This window comes from Luteolibacter sp. AS25 (assembly GCF_046736275.1).
Lineage (GTDB): Bacteria > Verrucomicrobiota > Verrucomicrobiia > Verrucomicrobiales > Akkermansiaceae > Luteolibacter.
In genome coordinates, this window is the sequence record NZ_CP151837.1 from 721,409 (window position 1) to 743,233 (window position 21,825).

Genomic DNA, 21,825 nt, shown 5'->3' on the forward strand with positions numbered 1-21,825 from the left:
AAAACATCTCTTTTTACATAGTAACGCGTCAGTAGCTCAATTGGTAGAGCATCGGTCTCCAAAACCGAGGGTTGCGGGTTCAAGTCCCTCCTGGCGTGCCACTTTTCTTTTCTCCCTTCCTTATCTCTTTTCTCATGCTTTCCAAAATCACAGGCTTTATCGGTGAAGTAAAAGGCGAGCTTCGCAAAGCTAGCTGGCCATGGGATCAGGATCCCAAAGCGAAGGGCTTTAAAAAATACAAAGAACTTATCGACTCTACGATAGTGGTGCTGATTGCAGTCATCCTACTCGCTGGATTTGTTCAATTCTGGGACTTCGTTCAAGTCCTCATCGTTGGCTTCCTTACTGAAGTCTTCCGCTAATTTTCCCATTTTACGCCGCTTTTATTACTCTCATGCCTGACGAAAAATCATACAAAGACCAATGGTACGTTGTCCAAGTCCTCTCCGGAATGGAAGGCAAGGTACGTGACCGTATCGCTCGTCAGGTGGAAGCCGAGGAAATGCAGGACTACATCCGTGAAGTTCTCGTCCCTACCGAAGTAGTTTCTGAAATCAGACGCGGCAAAAAAACCGAGACCAAGAAAAAGTTCTTTCCCGGTTATATCATCGTAAACATGTATCTCGCCACCCAGGATAATGAGCTTGTCGAAAAGACATGGTTCTTCATCAAGGAAATGGACGGAGTTATTGGATTCGCTGGCACAAAGGACCGCCCGACACCAATGCGTCAACGCGAAGTTGATGCCATGCTTTCCCAAATTCAGGAACGCGAAGAAGTCGTTCGCCCGGCAATCTCTTTCGAGGTAGGCGATACTGTCAAAGTTGCAGACGGCCCATTCCAATCTCAAAACGGCATCGTCGAAGAAATCGACCCGGAACGCGGCAAGCTCCGTGTCGCGGTGGATATCTTTGGCCGAACCACACCTGTGGAACTCGAGTATTGGCAGGTCGAACGCGAATAAGTTTACCGCCCACTCTTACCACATCAGTTTTTAGAATTTTAGCATCTACCACACAACATCATGGCCAAGGAAATTACCAAAATCATCAAACTCCAGATCGCAGCCGGAGCCGCCAATCCATCGCCACCAGTCGGCCCAGCTCTTGGTCAGGCAGGTGTAAACATCATGGCATTCTGTAAGGAATTCAACGCCGCCACTCAGGCACAATCAGGCGATGTTCTCCCTTGCGTTATCTCTGTCTACAAAGACAAGTCATTCACATTCGTAACCAAGCGTCCACCAGCAGGTAACCTTCTCAAGAAGGCTGCAGGTCTTGCATCCGGTTCAGGTGAGCCAAACAAAAAGAAAGTCGGCAAGATCACTAAGGCACAACTTATGGAAGTTGTGAACATCAAGTTGCCTGACCTCAACACCAACGACCCAGAAGCAGCTGCTCGCATCCTTGCTGGCACAGCCCGTCAAATGGGCCTCGAAGTCGAAGGAATGTAATTCTCCCGTTCCGGCGTAAGTCGGAACACCGCAAGAGGGTCAGGAATTCATCTGGTCCGTTATCACTGCAAACAAACAAAAGAAATGTCCAAAAAACATAGCAAACGCTACAACAAGGCTGCCGAGCAAGTCGGCGCCGATAAGTCCTACACACTCGCTGATGCAATCAGCACTGTGAAGAAGCTTCCTGCACCGAAGTTTATCCCAACTGTCACACTCTCTTTCCGTCTTGGAGTTGATCCACGGAAGAGTGATCAAATGGTTCGTGGCTCTGTTTCCCTTCCTCATGGAACAGGTAAAAACGTCCGCGTTGTAGTATTCGCCCAAGGCGCGGCCGCTGAAGCAGCTATCGCCGCAGGTGCTGAGCACGTTGGTTACGAAGACCTTATCAACAAGATTAAAGACGGCTTCGTTGACTTCGATTCCGCGATCGCCACTCCGGAAGCAATGGCAGAAGTCCGTAAGATCGCTCGTGTTCTTGGACCACGTGGTCTTATGCCTAACCCGAAAACCGGCACAGTCACAGACGATGTAGCGAAAGCAGTCAACGAAGTAAAAGCTGGTCGTATCGATTACAAACTCGACAAGAACGGCAACATCGCCGGAGCAATCGGCAAAGCTGACTTCGAAGAAGCACAACTTCTTGAAAATGCTCGTGCATTCATCGATAGCATCGTCCGCGCTAAGCCAGCTTCAGCTAAAGGTAACTTCGTTCAGTCGGTCACCCTCGCAGCTTCAATGCTTCCAGGTATTCCTCTTGAAGCGGCGACTTACGCAAAAGCAGCTACTGCCTAATTTTAACCAGCAAGCACTAAGAAAATGAATCCAGATAAGCAAATCATCCTCACAAGCCTGCTGGCTCGCGTAAACGAATCACCATTCGTTATCGTTGTCGATTACACAGGTCTTACCGTTCCTCAATTCAGTGAACTCCGCAACCGCCTCACCGAGACCGGTGCAAAGTGCACAGTTGCGAAGAATAGCTACATGCGCAAAGCGCTCAACGAGGCAGGCCTTCCAGACATTGGTTCCGAGCTCGTCGGCCAGACAGCATTCGTGACTGGTGATGACGAAGTATTCTCCGCTGCCAAGGTTCTCAAGAATTTTGAAAAAGAATTCAAGAAGCCGGAAATGAAAATCGGCATCCTCGGTCAGGATATCCTCGACACCGAAAAGCTGAAAGCCCTCGCAGACATCCCGTCCCGCGAAGCTGTTCTTTCCCAGCTCCTCGGCCTCATCAACGAGCCTGCTACACGTATCGCACGTATCCTTCTCGAGAAATTCGACCCGGAGCGCGAGCACTTCAAGTCTTCTGACTCTGAAGAAGGCGAAGAAGAAGCACCAGCTGCTGAATAACTAAACAATCTGAACTGATGGCCTGTCGCGTCTCCACGCAATGGCCTGATTAATAATGGTACCTCGTCGGTTTCCCAGCTGGGAAATTGAAATCTCCGGAAGCTCCGGAGGCGACGACACCGCAAAGGAGAAAACACATGTCAAATATTGCAAACCTCGTAGAAGAACTCGGCAAACTTACCGTATTGGAAGCTGTCGACCTCGTAAAACAACTTGAAGAAACTTGGGGCGTCTCCGCTGCCGCAGCAGTAGCCGCCGGCCCAGCCGCAGCAGGTCCTGCTGAAGCTGCCGAAGAAAAAACCGAGTTCGACGTAGTCATCGTCAAAGCCGGTGGAAACAAAATCGCCTGCATTAAAGCAGTTCGTGAAGTTTCCCCAGGTCTCGGCCTTGCTGATGCGAAGAAACTCGTTGAAAGCGCACCAGCTCCTGTTCTCGAAGGCGTTTCGAAAGAAGCAGCTGAAGAAGCAAAAGCTAAGCTCGAAGCCGCTGGCGCAGAAATCGAACTCAAGTAATTCATTACTGATTTCAACCTGGGGCGGATTTTTTCCGCTCCGGGCATTTCCATCTCATAACTAAAACATATTTGCAAATTCGGTATCGACGCGTGACTCTAAGAAGTTTCCCGGTGTTACGCGCCGCTCTCGTCAATTTGTATTTTCCGTCCATCTCCTGATTCTAATCTCGCTCGAGTCTTCGCAGACTCGGGCTCAAACTCGTAATTCCACTAACACCGTACACCATGCCTGAACGTCTCTATTTTGGTAAATTTGAAGAGGTCATCGACCCACCTAACCTCATTGAAGTCCAAAGCCGGTCTTACGACGAATTTTTGCAGAAGGATGTATCTCCTGGCGATCGTTCCGATACCGGCCTCCAGGCTGTCTTCCGCGAAGTCTTCCCGATTAAATCATATGATGAAGCCATCGAACTTGACTTCGTTACCTATGATATCGAGGAGCCTAAGATTACTTCCCTCGAATCTCTCCGCAACAGCGAGTCCTTTTCTGCCGCACTGTATGTCACCTTCAAATTGAAGGATGAGACTGGCACCAAAAAGGAACGCGTCTACATGGGTGAGCTTCCGATGATGACCCGCCGCGGAACTTTCATCATCAACGGTGCTGAGCGTGTTATCGTTTCCCAGCTTCACCGTTCACCTGGTATCTGTTTCGAGACTTCGGAACACCTCAACGGTAAAACACTTCATAGTTTCCGAATCATTCCCGATCGTGGTTCATGGCTCGAAGTTCAATTTGATACCAATGATCTTCTCTATGTTTACCTCGACCGTCGTCGCCGGAGAAGAAAGTTCCTTGCTACCACTTTCCTTCGCGTTCTCGGTTATCCGACTGACCGCGATATTGTCAGTCATTTCTACTCCATCGAAAACCTTGCCCTTAACAGTAAGATCGATGAAGCCGAACTCGGCCACAAGGTGCCTTTCGAGGACATTCTCGATGGCGAACTCGTCATCGCGAAAGCCTACGAGCCACTCACAGCTGGTATCGTTAAGCAACTTCTCGCCCTTGGTCAGAAGAAGCTCGAGGTTATCGATGGTCGCGAGGATGAGATTCTTCTCAAGTCCCTCCGCAAAGATCCTGCGAAAGACGAGGAATCCGCGCTCAAGGATATTTACCGTAAGCTTCGTCCCGGTGATCCTCCGACCGCCTCGAACGCTCGTGCGCTCCTCAAGCGTTTGTTCTTCGACGCGAAGAAATACGACCTCACCCGCGTGGGGCGTTACAAAATCAACCAGAAACTTGGCATCGGTGTTGATTCCGATCAGCGCATCATGGTTTCCGAGGATTTCCTCAACGCCGTTCGCTACATTCTAAAACTGAAAAAAGGTGAGGGTGTCATCGATGATATCGATCACCTTGGTTCCCGCCGCGTTCGTGCAGTAGGTGAGCTCCTTGCCAATCAGTGCCGCGTGGGCCTCGCCCGCACCGAGCGTTTGGTGAAAGAGCGTATGACTCTCTTCGATGTGAACATCGAAGGTATGACTCCACAGAAACTCATCAACCCGAAAGCACTCTCCGCAGTGGTTCGCGACTTCTTCGGTCGTTCCCAGCTTTCCCAGTTCATGGACCAGACCAATCCTCTGGCCGAGCTGACCCACAAGCGTCGTCTCTCCGCTCTCGGACCTGGTGGTCTGAATCGCGACCGTGCCGGCTTCGAAGTGCGTGACGTTCATCCGTCCCACTACGGCCGTATCTGCCCGATCGAAACCCCCGAGGGTCCGAACATTGGTCTCATCAACTCGATGTGCACCTACGCCCGGATCAACGAATTCGGTTTCATCGAAACTCCTTACCGCAAGGTCAAGAAGGGCAAAGTCACCAACGAGATCGAGTATCTCACCGCCGACCAAGAGGAAAACTATCTCATCGCCCAGGCCTCCAACGTCATCGACAACAAGGGCAAGTTCGACCAAGACCGGATTGATGCCCGCGAGCGTGGTGAGTTCATCGAGTCCACTCCGGACGAAGTGCACTACATGGACGTTTCTCCGAAACAGCTCGTTTCCGTGGCTGCCGGTCTCATCCCGTTCCTCGAACACGATGACGCCAACCGCGCACTCATGGGATCGAACATGCAGCGCCAAGGTGTGCCGCTTCTCGTCTCCGAGTCTCCGCTCGTCGGAACCGGCCTCGAAGGCAAAGCCGCCCGTGACTCCCGCGCTGTGGTTGTCTCCGAAGCTGACGGTATCGTAGCTGCAGCAACTGCTGAAATCATCATCACTACTCCTGATGGTAAACTTCCTGTCTCCGACGAGAAGTTCCTCAGTGAGCCGGAAATCGTGAAAACAAACGTAGCCAAGGGCATTTTTGCTTACCCGCTTCGTAAGTTCATGCGCTCAAACGCAGGCACCTGCATCAACCAGAAGCCGATCGTCAAAGCTGGACAGAAAATCAAAAAGGGCCACGTCCTTGCTGATGGACCGAACACAGAAGACGGCGAGTTGGCGATCGGACGTAACGTTCTCGTAGCCTTCATGCCTTGGAACGGCTACAACTTCGAGGATGCTATCGTAATCTCCGAGCGCGTGGTCAAGGACGATGTCTACACTTCCATCCACATCTCCGAATTCGATGTCGCAGCACGCGATACGAAACTTGGACCGGAAGAGATTACTCGCGACATTCCAAACGTGGGTGAGGAAGCTCTTCGCAACCTCGACCACGACGGTATTATCCGCATCGGTGCCGAAGTTAGACCAGGTGACATCCTCATCGGTAAGATCACTCCGAAATCTGAAACCGAGTTGGCTCCGGAAGAGCGCCTTCTTCGTGCGATCTTCGGTGAGAAAGCCGCCGACGTGAAAGACACATCCCTCCGCGTGCCATCCGGCTGCACAGGTATTGTTCAGGATGTTCGAGTCTCTTCACATGGCCTTGCCAAGAAGCGTGCAGAGAAAATTGACCCTGTTGAGCTCAAGAAGCACCTCAAGAAAATCAACGACGAGCATAAGAAGAAAGCTGACAAGCTTACAGACGACCTCACAGAGAAACTTTCCGACATCCTCCTCGGTGAGAAAATCCCTCTGGATGTGGTCAATGCCCAAACTGGTGAAATCATCATTCCCGCGAACCGCAAAATCACGAAGACACTTCTCCGTAAGCTTGCTTCCGTTCACGACCACATCGAAATCGATCCTTCCCCGATCCGTAACAAGATCGTCGAAATTATCAATTCCTTCGAAAGTCGTTTCCAGGAACTCGACACAGACCGCGAACGCAAACTCGACCAACTCGAGTCCGGCGACGATGTTGATCCAGGCGTGATCAAGGAAGTTAAAGTGTTCGTTGCTGCCAAACGTAAGCTCTCCGTCGGAGACAAAATGGCCGGTCGTCACGGAAACAAAGGTGTTGTTGCAACAATCGTTCCAGAGGAAGACATGCCTTACCTGCATGACGGCACTCCAGTAGATATCTGCCTCAACCCACTCGGTGTTCCATCCCGGATGAACGTAGGACAGGTTCTTGAAACTCACCTCGGTGTTGCTGCAAGAGCACTCGGCTTCAAGGTCGCCACCCCGATTTTCGACGGTATTAAAGAAGACCGTATTTGGGAATTCATGTCAGAGGCCAAAAAGGTCGACGGTGTGAAAATGATCGGAGACGGTCTCAAAGCAGTTGAGCGTAAGCCTGGTCAACCTGAAGGTCGCGGATTCACATGGATCGGTGATGGTAAGGATGGCAGCACAGCTGGTAAATCCACTCTTTACGATGGACGCACTGGTGAAGCTTTCCACAATCCGATCGTGGTTGGCGAAATCTACATGCTGAAACTCGGCCACTTGGTCGCAGACAAGATCCACGCCCGTGCGGTTGGTCCATATTCCCTCGTCACCCAGCAGCCGCTTGGTGGTAAGGCACAATATGGTGGTCAGCGTTTCGGAGAGATGGAAGTCTGGGCCCTCGAAGCCTATGGCGCCGCATACACTCTTCAGGAAATCCTCACCGTGAAATCCGATGATGTTCAAGGACGCACACGCATCTACGAAGCAATCGTTAAAGGTGACAATAACCTTGAAGCAGGCACTCCGGAATCATTCAACGTCTTGATCAAAGAGATGCAATCTCTTGGACTCGATGTCCGGCCAGGACGTCAGGGACAAACAAGCCACGGCTCTCCACTTCCGGGTGGTGGGGTTGATGACTTCTCCCTCGACGATCTTACTCTCTAATTTTTAACGCGAAACCAACCTAATACTTAGAAATACCACCTACTATGAGTGTCGATAATAACCTTCGCGAGATCTTTGGCGTGGACGACCGTCCAGAAGCCTTCGATCAAGTTTCCATTACAGTGGCCGCTCCGGAAGCAATCCGGGGCTGGTCCAAAGGGGAAGTCAAAAACCCTGAAACCATCAACTACAGAACCTTCAAGCCTGAGAAGGGCGGTTTGTTCTGTGAGCGTATCTTCGGACCTACCCGTGACTGGGAATGTGCTTGCGGAAAATACAAGCGTATCAAACACAAAGGCGTGGTCTGTGACCGGTGCGGTGTTGAGGTGACTCTTAGCCGCGTTCGTCGCGAGCGTATGGGCCACATCGAACTTGCCGTTCCTGTTTCCCACATCTGGTTCTATAAATGTATGCCTTCCCGTATCGGCCTGATGCTCGACATGAGCGCGCGCCAGTTGGAACGTGTGATCTACTATGAGGATTACGTTGTGACCGATCAGGGCAACACTGCTCTCGAAGTCGGACAGCTTCTTACCGAAGCTGAACTCCGCGAAGCTGAAGATACTTACGGTGACGGATCCTTCAAGGCTATGATGGGCGCAGAAGCCATCATGGAACTTCTCAAACAAATCGATCTCGCAAAACTTGCTGTCGAACTTGAGGAAGAACTCGGAACTACCAAATCCAAGCAGAACAAGAAGAAGCTCTCGAAGCGTCTGAAGATCACCCAAGGATTTGCTGCCTCGAAAACTCGTCCCGAGTGGATGATCCAGCTGGTTCTCCCGGTAATCCCACCAGACCTTCGCCCACTGGTTCCTCTTGAGGGCGGTCGTTTTGCTACTTCCGACCTTAACGATCTCTATCGCCGCGTCATCAACCGTAACAATCGTCTCAAGAACCTTCTACTTCTCAAAACTCCGGAAGTTATTATCCGGAACGAGAAACGTATGCTTCAGGAAGCTGTTGATGCGCTCTTCGACAACGGTCGTCACGGCCGTGCTGTCACCGGCGCTGGTAACCGTCCGCTCAAATCCCTCAGCGATATGCTCAAGGGTAAAGGTGGTCGCTTCCGTCAGAATCTTCTCGGAAAACGTGTAGATTACTCCGGACGTTCAGTTATCGTAGTTGGTCCCGACCTCAAGCTTGGCCAGTGCGGTCTTCCTAAGAAGATGGCTCTTACTTTGTTCGAACCGTTCATCATCCGCCGCCTGAAAGAACTCGGCTACTGCCACACAGTTCGTTCGGCCAAGAAGATGATCGACCGCAAGACTACAGAAGTATGGGACATCCTCGCGGAAGTTACCAAGGGTCACCCAATCCTTCTCAACCGTGCCCCGACTCTTCACCGTCTTTCCATTCAAGCTTTCGAGCCGAAATTGATCGAAGGATCGGCTATCCGTGTTCACCCCCTCGTTTGTACCGCATATAATGCTGACTTCGACGGTGACCAAATGGCTGTCCACGTTCCACTTTCCATCGAGGCACAAATGGAAGCACGCCAGTTGATGTTGGCTCCAAACAACATTTTCTCACCTGCGTCCGGCCGTCCAATCACTGTTCCTTCCCAGGACATCATTCTTGGAACTTACTATCTGACTTGGGCAGGTATCCGCACACAAGCAGACCGCGACAAGAAGGAACACCTTCCGCTGTTCGAAAACTCCACAGAGGTTGAGTTCGCAATCGCTTCCCGTAAGGTCGACTACCACTCCTGGATCCGAATCCGGAACCAAGACTATGGTAAGGATACTCCTTACGGTGAGAAAGATCTTCGAATCATCGAAACCACTCCGGGTCGTGTTCGTTTCAACGAAATCTGGCCTGTCGAACTTGGTTTCTTCAACAAGACCGTCGGCAAGAAACAGATTGGTGAGATCATCTGGCGTTGTACCCAGGTATCCGGTAAGAAAGAAACAGTTGTCGTTCTCGACAATCTCAAGGCACTCGGCTTCATGGAAGCGATGCGGTCCGGTATCTCTATCGGTATCGTTGACATGCTTATCCCTGAGGAAAAACCTGAAGTTATCGCCAATGCGTATGCAGAGGTCGAGAAGGTCTCCAAGCAATACCGCAACGGTGTTATTACCGATGGAGAACGCTATCAGAAAGTGGTCGACATCTGGACACAGGCTACCGACACCATCGCCAACGCGCTTTATCGCAAGATCGAGCACAACGAAGGCAAGAAGAAGGCATCTCCTCTCTTCATGATGGTCGATTCCGGTGCTCGTGGTAACAAGTCCCAGATCAAACAGCTTGGTGGTATGCGTGGTCTTATGGCCAAGCCGTCCGGTGAAATTATCGAACGCCCGATTATTTCCAACTTCCGCGAAGGTCTTTCAGTGCTCGAGTATTTCATCTCTACCCACGGAGCCCGTAAAGGTCTCTCAGACACCGCTCTTAAGACTGCCGACTCCGGTTACATGACACGTAAGCTGGTTGATGTTGCGCAAGACGTTATCGTCTTCCAACAGGACTGCCACACTGCCAACGGAATCAGCGTTGAGGCTATCTACGACGGTGATGAGGAAGTTGCATCTCTTTCCACCCGCGTCTATGGCCGCGTATCCTGTGAGCAGGTGAAAGATCCAGTTACCGGTGACACCATCGTAAAAATCGATGACGTTATCTCCGAGAAACAAGCAAATGCGCTCGAAAAGATCGGTCACGAGAAGCTCAAAATTCGTTCCGTTCTCACATGTGAAGCGGATCGCGGTTGTTGTGCAAATTGCTACGGTCTTAACCTTGCAACCGGGCTTCCTGTCAAAATCGGTGAAGCAGTCGGAATTATCGCTGCTCAATCCATCGGTGAACCGGGAACACAGCTCACCATGCGTACGTTCCACGTTGGTGGTGTTGCTGCAGCAACGTTCAAACAGCCGATCATCAAAACCAAGAATGCCGGTCGACTTGTTTACAAGGAACTCCGCACCGTTCAAGATTCCGATGGTAACTGGGTAGTTCTTAATAAGAACGGTTCCGTTTCCATCCGCGATAAAGGCGGTCTTGAGCTCGAGAGCCATAACATCATCATTGGTTCCATCATTTCCGTGAAAGACGGAGAGAGTGCCAAGAAGGATGAAACCATCGTTACATGGGATCCATACAACGTGCCGATTCTCACCGAGAAGCCTGGTAAGGTTGAATTCCGCGACATGATCCTCGGTATTACCGTTGCATCCGAAGTGGACAAGGAAACCGGTAAAAAGGGAACCATGGTTACCGAGCACAAAGAGGATCTCCACCCTCAGGTTTGCATCTGCGATCCGAAGACCAACGAAGTTATCATCAGCTACTCCATTCCTGTCGGCGCTCACCTTTCTGTAAAAGAAGGTGACACGATCACAGGAGGAACGCAGCTTGCGAAAACTCCACGTAAAGTGGCCCGCACCAAGGACATCACCGGTGGTCTTCCACGTGTTGCCGAGCTTTTCGAAGCACGGAAACCGAAGGAATCCTGTGTTATCTCGAAAATCGAAGGTGATGTATCCTTCGGAAGCAATGTTCGTGGTAAGAAGCGTGTAACAGTTACCGATCCACAAACTGGTGAGGGTGTTGACCACTTGGTCCCAATGGGCAAGCACGTCATTGTTGCTGAAGGCGATCGCATTAAACAAGGTGACCAAATCACCGAGGGACCGGTTTCACCGGAGGATCTCCTCGAGGCTTGTGGTGCTACTGAACTGCAGGAACACTTGGTCAACGAAGTTCAATCCGTTTACCGCGTCCAAGGTGTGGAAATCAACGATAAGCACATTGAGGTCATCGTTCGTCAGATGCTGCGCAAAATCAAAATCACCGATCCAGGTGATGCCGATCAGTTCCTCTGGGGCGATCAGGTTGAGCGCACCGCATTCAAGAAAGCGAATGCTGAAATTCTTGCAAACGGTGGTAAGCCTGCCGAAGGCGAGCCAGTGCTTCTTGGTATCACCAAAGCGTCACTTGAAACCGATTCGTTCATCTCAGCTGCATCCTTCCAGGACACAACCCGTGTTCTTACAGAAGCTGCCACACTCGGACGCATCGATTACCTCACAGGATTCAAAGAGAACGTGATCATGGGTCACTTGATCCCTGCCGGAACAGGTTTCCATCATCACCGTGATTCGGAATTCGAGTTCACTGTTGAAGAGCCGGAACCGGTTGTCGATGAGCCTGAAGCTCTGGATGATGAGGAAGACGTAGTCTCCGCATAAGTCCTTTAACCTCTACAAACCCCGGTCCGTTCAATGCGGCCCGGGGTTTTTGCTTTTCGCAGAGAGGTAATCGCATAAGTCGGTTGCTAAGAGGTTGACCGCTACAAGAACAATGATAGAATCAGTCTAATTCGTCGTTGCACATCGGCATTGAATTCGTGGCTAAGGTCTGTCCAATAAAAGTAGGTAAATTTGAGGGTTTCAGTTGGATTCGCTGCGAGGGCAAGGGTTCTTTTCTGAACAGTCCTGCCGTGAAGGAATATGGTGAAAATCGTATCAAGGATGGTGAGACTCTACTTGTGGTAGATCTTGAAGAATGCACGGGCATGGATTCCACCTTCATGGGGATATTGGCCGGACTTTCGACCAAACTTTCCGCGAGAAACGGTGAACTCCAGATCGCCAGTGCAGGAGAGAAGAGTAAGAATTCACTCGAAGATCTAGGGTTGGATTTCTTCATGGAAATCAACCCCGACGAGCCAATATGGGAAGAAGTGGTTGAACGCGTTCGAGACCTTCTGACCTCCAAAGAGGCGGATTTGGCAGCCGGTACCAAATTGCACACCCGGCATGTGCTGGAAGCCCATGAAATCCTTTCGGAAGCTAATGTCACCAACAGTAAGAAATTCTCATCTGTTGTCGGCATTCTGAAAGGAGAGCTAGAGGACAAGTCCGAGGGTTCGGAGTAATCAGCTTTTGTAATGCATGTTTCCACCTCATGGGCGATCGCCATTTCACTGGTCCTTGGAACACTCCTGGTCTTTGCACTTTTAAATCAGCGTAGAAAGGCGAAAAAAATTCGGGTCAAATTCCAGGAAATGGAAGGGGAGGAGGAGCGGATGTTTACTTTTCTCCACAACCTTGGTTTGGCCATAGGACAGGAGCCTACGGATGGCGCACTTTCCAAGATGATTGTCGACGGCGTACTGGAAGTAGTGGGTGCCCGGGGTGGTGCTATTTACTATGTATCTAGTGATAAGGGTTATCTCAATCCGGCATATGTATCTTCGGATTGCCCGCCACTTGTGGGTGTTCCTGTAGAAATCCGTAAACGGGCGGAAAGAGATCCGCGTGCTTTGGAGAGCCATTTGCGCCGGGCCAGGGTAGGTATGCAGGACGGCATAATCGGCCACAGTCTGGAGTTTGGTGAGGCTATCCATGTGCCGGATGTCAAACAACACGAAGCATTCAGAGATGCGTTTACGAGTTACACCGGTGATGTATCAGCTATGATCTCTCCGCTTAGATACGCTGGGAAGGATATTGGAGTTTTGGCTGTCGCACGTCTCCACGAAGATACTGCGTTTACGAAGAATGATTTCGCGGTTTTCCGGTCCGTTGCCGAGCAATCCTCATTTGCGATAGGGAATGCAAGGGTTCACCGAGATGCTAACGAGAAGAAGGCAATTGAAGGTGAGCTGAAGAATGCCCGTGAGGTCCAGCGGGTGCTCCTTCCTCAGGAAGATCCTGTGGTTTCCGGCTTTCGCGTGAACGGGGTGAATCTTCCCGCAAAGATCATCAGCGGGGATTATTACGATTACATCAATCTTCAGGAGGGAAAACTCGGAGTAGTAATCGCCGATGTATCAGGCAAGGGGGTTTCTGCTGGTTTGCTGATGGCGATGTGCAGAACACTTCTACGTGCTGTGGCCCTGACCAGTGTTTCACCGTCGAAAGTTTTAGGCGCGGTAAACCGTTATCTCTTCAAGGATATTCGGGAAGATATGTTCATCAGTCTGATCTACGCGGTGTTGGATCCGGTAAGCGGGCAGATGACGCTGGCGCGCGCCGGACATGATGCGGCGCTGATCTATAGAAAAGTGAGCGGTGATGTGGAAACATGCCGTCCAAAGGGGATCGCGATCGGTATTGATGGAGGGAAAGTTTTCGAACGGGCGACTGTTGATCACGTGGTTGACCTGAATTCCGGGGACTGCGTGCTCTTTTACACCGATGGAGTGAAGGAGGCGGTCAACGATAGTGATGAGGAATTCGGGATGGAGCGTCTGGCTATCGCGTTTAGCGAAAAGGCTGCGATGGGTGCCGAGGAGGTTGTAAAAGGAGTTCAGGAGGCGGTGAAGGACTTCACTGGCGAGGGTTCCCAGATGGATGATGTGACGATTGTGGCGATCGAAAAGCGATAGTCGTCTGATGAAATATTAGGATACAAGCGGATGAATGTTGATACAAAAATGGGGGAGCTGATGGCGTTGATGCCTGGTGCGAGGCGTGCGCTGTTTGCCAAGTATCATTTAGGTGGCTGCCAGAGTTGTGCCTTTGACGATACAGAGACCTTGGCAGCTCTGTCCGAACGTGCAGAACTAGATGCCAATGAAGTCCTTGAGCACCTGCAGGCTAGTCATGAGCATGATCTCACCATGCTGATCCAGCCAGAAGAAGTGAAGGCCAGGATTGCCGGGGGTGATAGCATCTTTTGGATCGACGTCAGAACACGTGAAGAGCACGACGCTGTGAAGATACCGAATTCAGAATTTTTCAACCAAGAGCTTCAGGAAAAGATTTTCAAAGAGAAGCTCTCGGGAATAGTTGTTCTTTACGATCACACGGGGAAATACGTATTGGATCAGGTGGCCTGGTTTCGCGGCCACGGAATTGAAAACGCCTTCGGGCTGAATGGCGGAATCGATGCCTGGAGCCAGAAAGTTGATCCAAACATCACACGATACAGATTGGAGATCTAGTGACGGCCACCCAGGTGTTCTGAAGCCATTTCTCCAAAAACTGCTCCAATTAGATGGGGGGGAACGGTTGCTCGGAGATTTCCCAGTTAGTGTTCTTTTCCACGAAAGTTTTCATAGCCCAGTCGTGGGGGAATAGCGCAACCAGCCAGTTGTTTGAATCACGGGCTAGCATCGTTCCCAGCGAAAGATCCGGACGCGCTTCAGGCGCTTGGGGATCTCCTTCCAGAGGTTTCAACCATCGAGCGATGGACCAGTCTGCAGGTTCCAAACGTGTATCAGCCGCATATTCACCATCAAGCCGATGTTGTAAGACTTCGAACTGAAGTGGACCCACGGCACCGAGCAAGACCCGGGATGAAGTGCCTGTCGAATCAAGTGGAGTGAACTCCGAGGCCACGCCTTCCTTCAGTAGCTGGCTGAGGCCGGACTGGAAACGCTTGTATTTCGCTGTGGATTTATTGGTGAGATACGAGAAGCACTCGGGCGGAAAGCGGGGGATTTCGTCAAATTTGACGTCTTTCGATGTCGCAAGGGTATCGCCAATCAGAAGGTCATAGTTTCCGACCAATCCAACTACATCGCCGGCAAACGCGTCATCAACAGTTTCCCGGTCGCGGGCGAACAGGCGCTGTGAGTTTGCGAGGCGGACGTTCTCTCCTGTCCGTGTGTTAATGACATTCATGTCCCTTTCGAATTGGCCTGAAACGATACGGATGAAGGCAATACGGTCGCGGTGTTTGGGATTCATATTTGCCTGAATCTTAAACACGAATGCCGAAAACTCCTTTGACGCAGGATTGATAGGCTGATCGTCGCTTTTTCTGGGAATCGGTGGTGGAGAAAGCTCCAAAAAGCGGTCCAGAAGCAGCTGGACGCCAAAATTATTCGCGGCCGAGCCGAAGAATACCGGGGTTAGTTTCCCCGCGAGGACTTCTTTGACGTCAAAGTCTGCACCGGCACCTTCAAGAAGCTCAAGCTCGTCGCAAACCTGATCATAGGTGATCTCATCTACAGTATCTTTCACGGATTGGTCCTCAATACCGGATACGTTAACAGGGGCACGGAACGATCCGTGGACTGTGCGCTCAAAGAGGTGAACCTTTTTGTTTTCCCGATCATAGACGCCCTTGAATCTGGGTCCATCACCTAGCGGCCAGTTGACCGGGAATGCCGCGATTCCCAGAACCGATTCCAGCTCATCCAGCAGATCAAGTGTTGGGCGGGCTGGACGATCGAGTTTGTTCATGAAGGTGAAAATCGGGACACCACGGCGTCTGCAGACTTCAAATAGCTTCCGTGTTTGGGCCTCGATACCCTTACCTGCATCCACGACCATTACGGCGGCATCGACGGCTGTTAGAACTCGGTAGGTGTCTTCGGAGAAATCCTTGTGCCCGGGTGTATCCAAAATATTAACTACGCAGTCTTTGTATTCAAACTGGAGAACTGTGGATGAAACCGAGATTCCCCTTTGTTTCTCAAGCTCCATCCAGTCAGACGTGGTCGAGCGCTGGTTTTTCCGAGCGGTTACTGATCCAGCTAGATTCAAGGCTCCACCGTAGAGGAGAAATTTCTCAGTCAATGTGGTCTTACCTGCATCGGGGTGAGAGATGATGGCGAAGGAGCGGCGGCGGTTGACCTCTTTCTGGAGTGCCGGAGATGGGGTGGCGTAGGCGGTAAGCGACATGAAGGGTGGGAACTTCAAACTTAAAGCGCAGAATTTCAATCACGAATGGATTTAAGAGCGGCATGAAAATCTTCCGGGATTTGGTAAAGCTCTCGTTTGTCGACTTTTCGAACGTGCTTCAGCTGGGACTACGTCACCCACATGGTCGATTCATGTCCTCGGATATCTTTGAATGGGTAGGGTGGGGATTCAAAGCTGTTGAAAGCCTTGTACTGATGGATCGGCCACTGAAATGCAGATTGCCAAACCGTGTTGTGGGAGATAGCTTATCGCCTCCCGATGAGATCCAATGATGATTTCGCGGAAAACTACCTAGATATTCATTTTGGGATTTCTTGATAACATCAGACGCTGGCAGCTGACCAAAAAGGGCTTTTCTTTAGCCAAGAAACGCAGGGTTCACGGTGAAAGCGCAACTGCACAAGCGCTCGAAGAGAGCATGCTGGTCCGATTTTCTCTATATCTGACATTTGCTGTTGCGTCATCGGTTCTGGTTCTGAAGGCATCGCCTGGCGCTACTTTTGCGGACGATCCTTTCAAGGGGATGCTCTACGGATTCGTCCTGGCATTGACGGCACTGGCTATGTTTCACGTCGGGCACCATGATATCACCCGGAGGAATAGCCGTGTTTTGCTGGTATTGGGCGGATTGATCGGACATTTGCTGGTGGTCCGGTTGGTCATGATTTTGGCGGATGCCGGAACGATCAGGGAGATGTATCGCTTTCTATTCGTGCCGTTTGCTTTGGCACCGATGCTGCACGGAATTTTATTGGGAAGGACTCTGGGCGGTTTTTCCGCAGTTTACGTGAGTCTGATAGGAAGTCTTTTGGTTCCGGAAGGTGATGTGATGAACTATTTGATCGTCAGCTTGGTCGCCGGTATGACCGCGGTTCTTTGCACGGAACGACTTCGTAAGAGAACTCAACTTCTACGGGCTGGAATTTATGTGGGTTTGGTGATGATCGTTTTGGCGCTGGTCCTAGGTAAGATGGGAGCGATGTCGGTTTTTGGCGGGGAGATGGTGGTCCGCCTTCAGATTCTGGGGATGGGGAGTGCGATCGCGTTTCTCACGTCTTTGGGCACTGCGATGCTAATTAGCGGTTTTCTTCCCATGTTTGAGCACAGCTTTCATCTAACCACCGATATCAGCTGGCTAGAATTGAGCGATTTGAATCACCGCTTGTTGAAAAAGATGCAACTGGAGGCACCTGGAACATTTCATCACAGTCTTGTGGTAGCTGCGCTATCCGAAGCTGCAGCAGAGAGCATAGGTGCAAATGCGCCTATGTGTAGGGTTTGCTCATATTTCCACGATGTGGGAAAACTGAAAAAGCCTGGATACTTCATTGAGAACCAAGGAGACGGCGGTGAAAATCCCCACGATTCCCTGACTCCTACCATGAGCGCGCTGATCATAACAGCTCACGTAAAGGATGGTGTGGATATGGCGGTCAAAAATAAACTTAATCCGCGAATCATCGAGGTCATCCAGGAGCACCATGGGGATTCTCTAGTTTATTTCTTTTATAGAAAGGCCCAGGAACAGAAGAAGGCGGAAATGGAGAAAGTGGATAGGCGCCTGGAGAATCCGGAAGATCTACCAAAGGTGGAGGAAAAGAATTTTCGTTACCCGGGCCCACGCCCGAGCACAAAAGAAAGTGGGATTATCTGTCTGGCCGATACAATCGAGAGTGCCTCGCGCACCTTGCGTAAACCGACTCCGTCCAAAATCCGTGCACTGGTTGAGGACCTCGTTCGCGCAAAGATCAACGATGGCCAGCTTGACGAGTGTCCTCTGACATTCGGAGAACTGGCGATGGTGAAGGACAGCTTTTCCAAGACTCTCCGAAGCATGCTCCATAGTCGGATCGACTATCAGAAGCCTCCGGAAGAAAAGAGTGCACAACGCGAGAGATCTTCTTCTGCAACCAACAAGGATGTACCGAAGAAGCCCGAACGGGGTCTTCCTGATTCACAGCTTAGCAATTAGCACGACATGCTGGAAATTATCATTGGAAATCACCAAGGCGAGGTCGCGATTCCGACATCCTGGTTAACCGCACTGGAAGCGATCGGCGAGAAAGCTACGGCAATGGCCCTTGAAGTTGCCGTGGCCGAAGGTAATTCACTGAGTCATTTGGCGATCCTCGAGGTTGCAGTAGTCGATGATGAAACCAGCAGCCGGGTCCATAAGGATTTCATGGATATTGAAGGTGCTACTGATGTGATAACTTTCCATCATGGGGAAATTGTCATCGGAGCTGAAGTGGCGCTTCGACAGGCTGAGGAATATGGAGAACCTTTGGGGAGAGAAATTCTCAGATACTTCGTCCACGGGTTATTACACTTGGCGGGGCATGAGGATGCCGAGGCCGGTGAAAGAGAAAGAATGGAAAAGGCACAGGAGGACATAGTTGCCCTTCTCTGGGCTGAGGGTCTTTCCACGAAACTCATTTAAAAACAGTGAAAAGAAGGAAACCCGTTCTCCGATGCCCAAATACCTCGAGAAAATCGCGGAATTATTAGCTATTACAGGGTTTGATGCGGTGACTTGGTAGTTTAACGCCGGTTGCCGGTGGATTTGATTTGCGGACATCTGGGAACTGGGCGAAACTTTCCTGCACGAAAAATCCAGTAATTTATGAGTATCCACGTACAAATCAGCGAAGAGGCGAAAGCAAGACTCAGAGCGCAGAAGAGAAATTCAACGATCAGCTCATTTGTTGTTTCAATTCTCGCCATAGTGATCGTCGGCTTGGCTCTAGGTGTGGTCTTACTCCCTTCGATCGTGAAGGAAACTCCTACTATCGTAACCTACAAGGCCACGACGGCTCCAGCTGAGAAACCTCAGGAGGAAAAGACGAAATCCAAGGTTCAGAAAAAACCGACGGCTCCCGCTTCTTCCCAGGTAAAAGTTATCGCTACCAACTCCGCATCCGCTGTTTCCATTCCTGTGCCTGATGTGGCGATCGAAACAGAAGCGCTCGATTTCGGTGACGGAGCTGATTTCGGTGGTGGATGGGGAGACGATATTTCGATGGATTCAGGAGGTGGAGCGACCTTCTTCCAGCAGGAAGTTAAGGCTGAGCGCGTGGCTTACGTGATCGATTATTCACTTTCGATGAAGCAACTCGGTCGTAACGACTTGATGCGGAAGGAGCTTGCCAAGTCAATCGGCGGCATGGGACCGGGAACAAAATATCAACTTATCTTTTTTGCCGGTCCAGCTTGGGTGGCTTCGGATGAGATGAAGCTCGATCCATCAGGAAAGCATATTGCCCAACTGAAGGATGAATCTGGAAAAACGATCAAGATCGATAAGGCAAAGACCTATGCAAAGCGCAAGATTCCGTGGAGAGATGCGACCAGCACAAACATCAAAGAGTCACTGGAGAAGATTAAAGATACTCCACTCCTCCTTGGCACTTACTGGGCTACTCCGCTTGAGATGGCCATGGAAATGGATCCAAAACCTCAGGTAATCTTCTTCATGACCGACGGTTTGACCGGGGGCGACATGAACAAAATGGTAAGAGACCTAGCTGCAAAGGCAAAGCGTAGTGGAATAGCAATTAATACCGTTTCGCTGATCGAACCAAAAGCAGACGAATTCATGGCCGGCTTGGCTTTCCCTACCGGTGGGCAGTTCACACTGGTTGAAAAGGGCGGGAAAGTCCGTGTAATGAGCAACGAAGATAAATAGAGAATCCTGAGACGAAGGAATGAAGGTCTGAGTCCTCTATATTCTGTCAGATTATTTTGGCCCAACTCGTATTCGAGTTGGGCTCTTTGGTTTTTAGTGATAGGCGAAGTCAGCAGCCTGCGTGGCGCTCACGAGGCTTGCGTGTATGCTTACAGAGTCGCATATTAACGCGGATGATCGATAGGGAAGGTATGGCGGAAGTGTTGGAGAAGATCGCACTTCTTCTCGAACTAAAGGGGGAGAATCCATTCAAAGTAAGAGCATACCGCCAAGGTGCTGAAATTGTCCTGTCGATGGAGCAAGATGTCGTAGCTTTGGCTAAGAATAACGAACTGAAGGGAATAAAGGGAATTGGAGAGGCCCTACGGGACAAGCTGGGAGAAATGGCCGAAACAGGTAAACTCGAATTTTATGAGAAGTTAAAAGCAGAGTTTCCTGAGACTATTTTCGAAATTTTTGAGGTACAGGGGCTGGGTCCAAAGAAGATCAAGGTGATGTATGATTCACTGGGTATTGATTCCTTGGGAAAACTCAAAGAAGCCTGTGAACAAGGAAAAGTTGCGGAGTTGACTGGTTTTGGGAAAAAGACCGAAACGAAGATTCTGGAGGGAATTGCCGCCAACGAAAAATTTGCTGATCGATTTACCCTAGGGACAATCGGGCCTTTGGTAGAGGAGATCCTTGAGCTGCTGAGAATGCACCCTGAAGTCGCTCAGGTAGCTGTAGCCGGCTCCTATCGACGGGCAAAGGAGACTGTCGGAGATCTAGACTTCCTCGTCTCCACGAAAGAGGGAGCTCTTGTGTGCGAAGATTTCGCGACAATTCCGCAGGTCGATGCGGTAATCGCATGTGGGGATACGAAAGCCTCAGTACGTCTTAAAAATGGAATTTACTGCGATTTAAGGGCGGTTAGAAATGAGGAGTTTCCGTTTGCTTTGCAGTATTTCACCGGTTCGAAGGAACATAATGTGGCCTTGCGCTCGCTGGCACTCAAGAAGGGCTGGTCCTTGAACGAGTATGGGCTTAATCCGGTCAGTGAGGGAATTGAGCGCCCGGATGTGCATGAAGAAAAAGATATTTATCGGGCGCTGGGACTGCAATATGTGGATCCGGAACTCCGTGAAAACCGTGGAGAAATCGAGGCGGCGATGGAGAATAAGCTTCCCAGACTCGTTGAGCTGATGAACTTGCGTGGGACGTTCCATAATCATACGAACGCTTCAGATGGTAGGGATACACTGGAGGGAATGGTAGAAGAGGCGATGGATCTGGGCTTTCAGTATTTTGGGATCTCCGACCACTCCAAGTCTTCAGCATATGCAGGAGGACTGGATGCTGACCGCTTGCTTGATCAAGTGGAACAGATTCGGACTTTGGAAAAAACCTTGGGGGGATTTAGGATTTTTGCAGGGTCGGAAGTAGATATCCTAATGGATGGGACTTTGGATTTCCCGGACGAGATTCTAGCACAATTGGATTTCACAGTGGCTTCGGTTCACAACTTTGGAAACCTGGACGAGGCAACGATGACTGACCGAATCTGCCGGGCCATGGAAAACGAGCATATAACAATGCTGGGACATTTGACCGGACGACTGCTGTTGAAGAGGGATGGCTATGCGGTGGATCATGCTAAAATTATCGATTGTGCTGCTGCTACACGCACAGTTATCGAGCTAAATTGCAGTCCAATGCGTCTCGATATGGACTGGCGATGGTGGAAACGTGCGCGGGATAAGAATGTTCTGTGCTCGATAAACCCGGATGCTCATTCCAGAGAGCGAATCCATCATGTGGGCGTTGGCGTGAAGGTGGCCAGAAAGGGTTGGCTACGCCGAGAGGATATCCTGAATACAAAAAGTGCAGATGAGATTTCAAATTTTCTAAAGTCTCCCAAGGGAGAACGCTAGAGAACTCTGGTTTTGCAGTATTTGTCTATCGCCTGTCCGAGGGGAGAGACGAAATTATTAGATTACCCCAGTGTATGTCTTGGAGATGAAGAGTTTGATCGCTAGGCATAAATAGGGAGTGTTTT

General features: G+C 50.5%; 16 protein-coding genes and 1 tRNA gene. 16 read left to right on the forward strand and 1 reads right to left on the reverse strand.

From position 1 onward, the window contains the following. Positions 1-25: 25 nt before the first annotated feature. The 12 genes from AAGA79_RS03440 to AAGA79_RS03495 all read left to right on the forward strand — a co-directional run bounded on the left by AAGA79_RS03440 (position 26) and on the right by AAGA79_RS03495 (position 14,397). Positions 26-101 (forward strand) — tRNA-Trp (locus AAGA79_RS03440). A gap of 33 nt (positions 102-134) precedes the next feature. Then, positions 135-362, forward strand: coding sequence for a preprotein translocase subunit SecE (locus AAGA79_RS03445; RefSeq protein WP_411827381.1), 228 nt, complete (start codon positions 135-137; stop codon positions 360-362). A gap of 32 nt (positions 363-394) precedes the next feature. Further along, positions 395-964, forward strand: a complete 570-nt coding sequence (nusG, locus tag AAGA79_RS03450) for a transcription termination/antitermination protein NusG (RefSeq protein ID WP_411827382.1) — start codon at positions 395-397, stop codon at positions 962-964. Between the two features lie 60 nt (positions 965-1,024). Continuing rightward, entirely contained in the window at positions 1,025-1,453 is a 429-nt protein-coding gene (gene rplK, locus AAGA79_RS03455; RefSeq protein WP_411827383.1) for a 50S ribosomal protein L11, read from the forward strand. Between the two features lie 84 nt (positions 1,454-1,537). Continuing rightward, complete coding sequence (gene rplA, locus AAGA79_RS03460) at positions 1,538-2,248, forward strand: 50S ribosomal protein L1 (protein ID WP_411827384.1); 711 nt, start codon at positions 1,538-1,540, stop codon at positions 2,246-2,248. Between the two features lie 24 nt (positions 2,249-2,272). After that, entirely contained in the window at positions 2,273-2,809 is a 537-nt protein-coding gene (gene rplJ / locus AAGA79_RS03465; protein ID WP_411827385.1) for a 50S ribosomal protein L10, read from the forward strand. Positions 2,810-2,946: 137 nt separating this feature from the next. Beyond that, positions 2,947-3,321 (forward strand): 50S ribosomal protein L7/L12, encoded by a 375-nt coding sequence (rplL, locus tag AAGA79_RS03470; RefSeq protein ID WP_411827386.1) that lies wholly within the window; start codon positions 2,947-2,949, stop codon positions 3,319-3,321. 227 nt (positions 3,322-3,548) lie between these two features. Next, a complete protein-coding gene (rpoB, locus tag AAGA79_RS03475) occupies positions 3,549-7,499 on the forward strand; it encodes a DNA-directed RNA polymerase subunit beta (RefSeq protein ID WP_411827387.1) in 3,951 nt (1,316 codons plus the stop codon). Positions 7,500-7,543: 44 nt separating this feature from the next. Beyond that, complete coding sequence (rpoC, locus tag AAGA79_RS03480) at positions 7,544-11,695, forward strand: DNA-directed RNA polymerase subunit beta' (RefSeq protein ID WP_411827388.1); 4,152 nt, start codon at positions 7,544-7,546, stop codon at positions 11,693-11,695. Positions 11,696-11,853: 158 nt separating this feature from the next. After that, positions 11,854-12,384 carry an STAS domain-containing protein gene (locus AAGA79_RS03485; protein ID WP_411827389.1) on the forward strand — a complete coding sequence of 177 codons (531 nt, stop codon included), beginning with the start codon at positions 11,854-11,856 and terminating at the stop codon, positions 12,382-12,384. A gap of 12 nt (positions 12,385-12,396) precedes the next feature. Beyond that, complete coding sequence (locus AAGA79_RS03490; protein WP_411827390.1) at positions 12,397-13,839, forward strand: PP2C family protein-serine/threonine phosphatase; 1,443 nt, start codon at positions 12,397-12,399, stop codon at positions 13,837-13,839. 30 nt (positions 13,840-13,869) lie between these two features. Continuing rightward, positions 13,870-14,397, forward strand: coding sequence for a rhodanese-like domain-containing protein (locus tag AAGA79_RS03495; RefSeq protein ID WP_411827391.1), 528 nt, complete (start codon positions 13,870-13,872; stop codon positions 14,395-14,397). Between the two features lie 49 nt (positions 14,398-14,446). Here the strand turns inward: AAGA79_RS03495 and AAGA79_RS03500 are convergent, their stop codons facing one another. Beyond that, positions 14,447-16,084: a peptide chain release factor 3 gene (locus AAGA79_RS03500; RefSeq protein WP_411828208.1), complete on the reverse strand. Its 1,638-nt coding sequence runs from the start codon at positions 16,082-16,084 to the stop codon at positions 14,447-14,449. 439 nt (positions 16,085-16,523) lie between these two features. On the opposite strand from AAGA79_RS03500, the gene AAGA79_RS03505 reads away from it, so the two are divergent. From AAGA79_RS03505 to polX, 4 genes are all read left to right on the forward strand, one after another. Continuing rightward, the gene (locus AAGA79_RS03505; protein WP_411827392.1) at positions 16,524-18,077 is read left to right on the forward strand and encodes an HD family phosphohydrolase; all 1,554 of its coding nucleotides are present in this window, start codon (positions 16,524-16,526) and stop codon (positions 18,075-18,077) included. A gap of 6 nt (positions 18,078-18,083) precedes the next feature. After that, positions 18,084-18,545, forward strand: coding sequence for an rRNA maturation RNase YbeY (ybeY, locus tag AAGA79_RS03510; RefSeq protein WP_411827393.1), 462 nt, complete (start codon positions 18,084-18,086; stop codon positions 18,543-18,545). Between the two features lie 183 nt (positions 18,546-18,728). Next, a complete protein-coding gene (locus AAGA79_RS03515; protein WP_411827394.1) occupies positions 18,729-19,790 on the forward strand; it encodes a vWA domain-containing protein in 1,062 nt (353 codons plus the stop codon). 173 nt (positions 19,791-19,963) lie between these two features. Beyond that, positions 19,964-21,700: a DNA polymerase/3'-5' exonuclease PolX gene (gene polX, locus AAGA79_RS03520; RefSeq protein ID WP_411827395.1), complete on the forward strand. Its 1,737-nt coding sequence runs from the start codon at positions 19,964-19,966 to the stop codon at positions 21,698-21,700. Positions 21,701-21,825: the final 125 nt, after the last annotated feature.

Excerpts from the sequence above, each read along its gene's own strand:
- AAGA79_RS03495 (WP_411827391.1), top strand. The coding sequence starts at position 13,870 with ATGAATGTTGATACAAAAATGGGGGAGCTGATGGCGTTGATGCCTGGT.
- rplA (WP_411827384.1), top strand. The coding sequence starts at position 1,538 with ATGTCCAAAAAACATAGCAAACGCTACAACAAGGCTGCCGAGCAAGTC.
- ybeY (WP_411827393.1), top strand. The coding sequence starts at position 18,084 with ATGCTGGAAATTATCATTGGAAATCACCAAGGCGAGGTCGCGATTCCG.
- nusG (WP_411827382.1), top strand. The coding sequence starts at position 395 with ATGCCTGACGAAAAATCATACAAAGACCAATGGTACGTTGTCCAAGTC.
- rpoC (WP_411827388.1), top strand. The coding sequence starts at position 7,544 with ATGAGTGTCGATAATAACCTTCGCGAGATCTTTGGCGTGGACGACCGT.
- rplJ (WP_411827385.1), top strand. The coding sequence starts at position 2,273 with ATGAATCCAGATAAGCAAATCATCCTCACAAGCCTGCTGGCTCGCGTA.
- polX (WP_411827395.1), top strand. The coding sequence starts at position 19,964 with ATGATCGATAGGGAAGGTATGGCGGAAGTGTTGGAGAAGATCGCACTT.
- AAGA79_RS03515 (WP_411827394.1), top strand. The coding sequence starts at position 18,729 with ATGAGTATCCACGTACAAATCAGCGAAGAGGCGAAAGCAAGACTCAGA.
- AAGA79_RS03505 (WP_411827392.1), top strand. The coding sequence starts at position 16,524 with ATGCTGGTCCGATTTTCTCTATATCTGACATTTGCTGTTGCGTCATCG.
- AAGA79_RS03490 (WP_411827390.1), top strand. The coding sequence starts at position 12,397 with ATGCATGTTTCCACCTCATGGGCGATCGCCATTTCACTGGTCCTTGGA.
- rpoB (WP_411827387.1), top strand. The coding sequence starts at position 3,549 with ATGCCTGAACGTCTCTATTTTGGTAAATTTGAAGAGGTCATCGACCCA.
- AAGA79_RS03500 (WP_411828208.1), bottom strand. The coding sequence starts at position 16,084 with ATGTCGCTTACCGCCTACGCCACCCCATCTCCGGCACTCCAGAAAGAG.
- AAGA79_RS03445 (WP_411827381.1), top strand. The coding sequence starts at position 135 with ATGCTTTCCAAAATCACAGGCTTTATCGGTGAAGTAAAAGGCGAGCTT.
- rplL (WP_411827386.1), top strand. The coding sequence starts at position 2,947 with ATGTCAAATATTGCAAACCTCGTAGAAGAACTCGGCAAACTTACCGTA.
- rplK (WP_411827383.1), top strand. The coding sequence starts at position 1,025 with ATGGCCAAGGAAATTACCAAAATCATCAAACTCCAGATCGCAGCCGGA.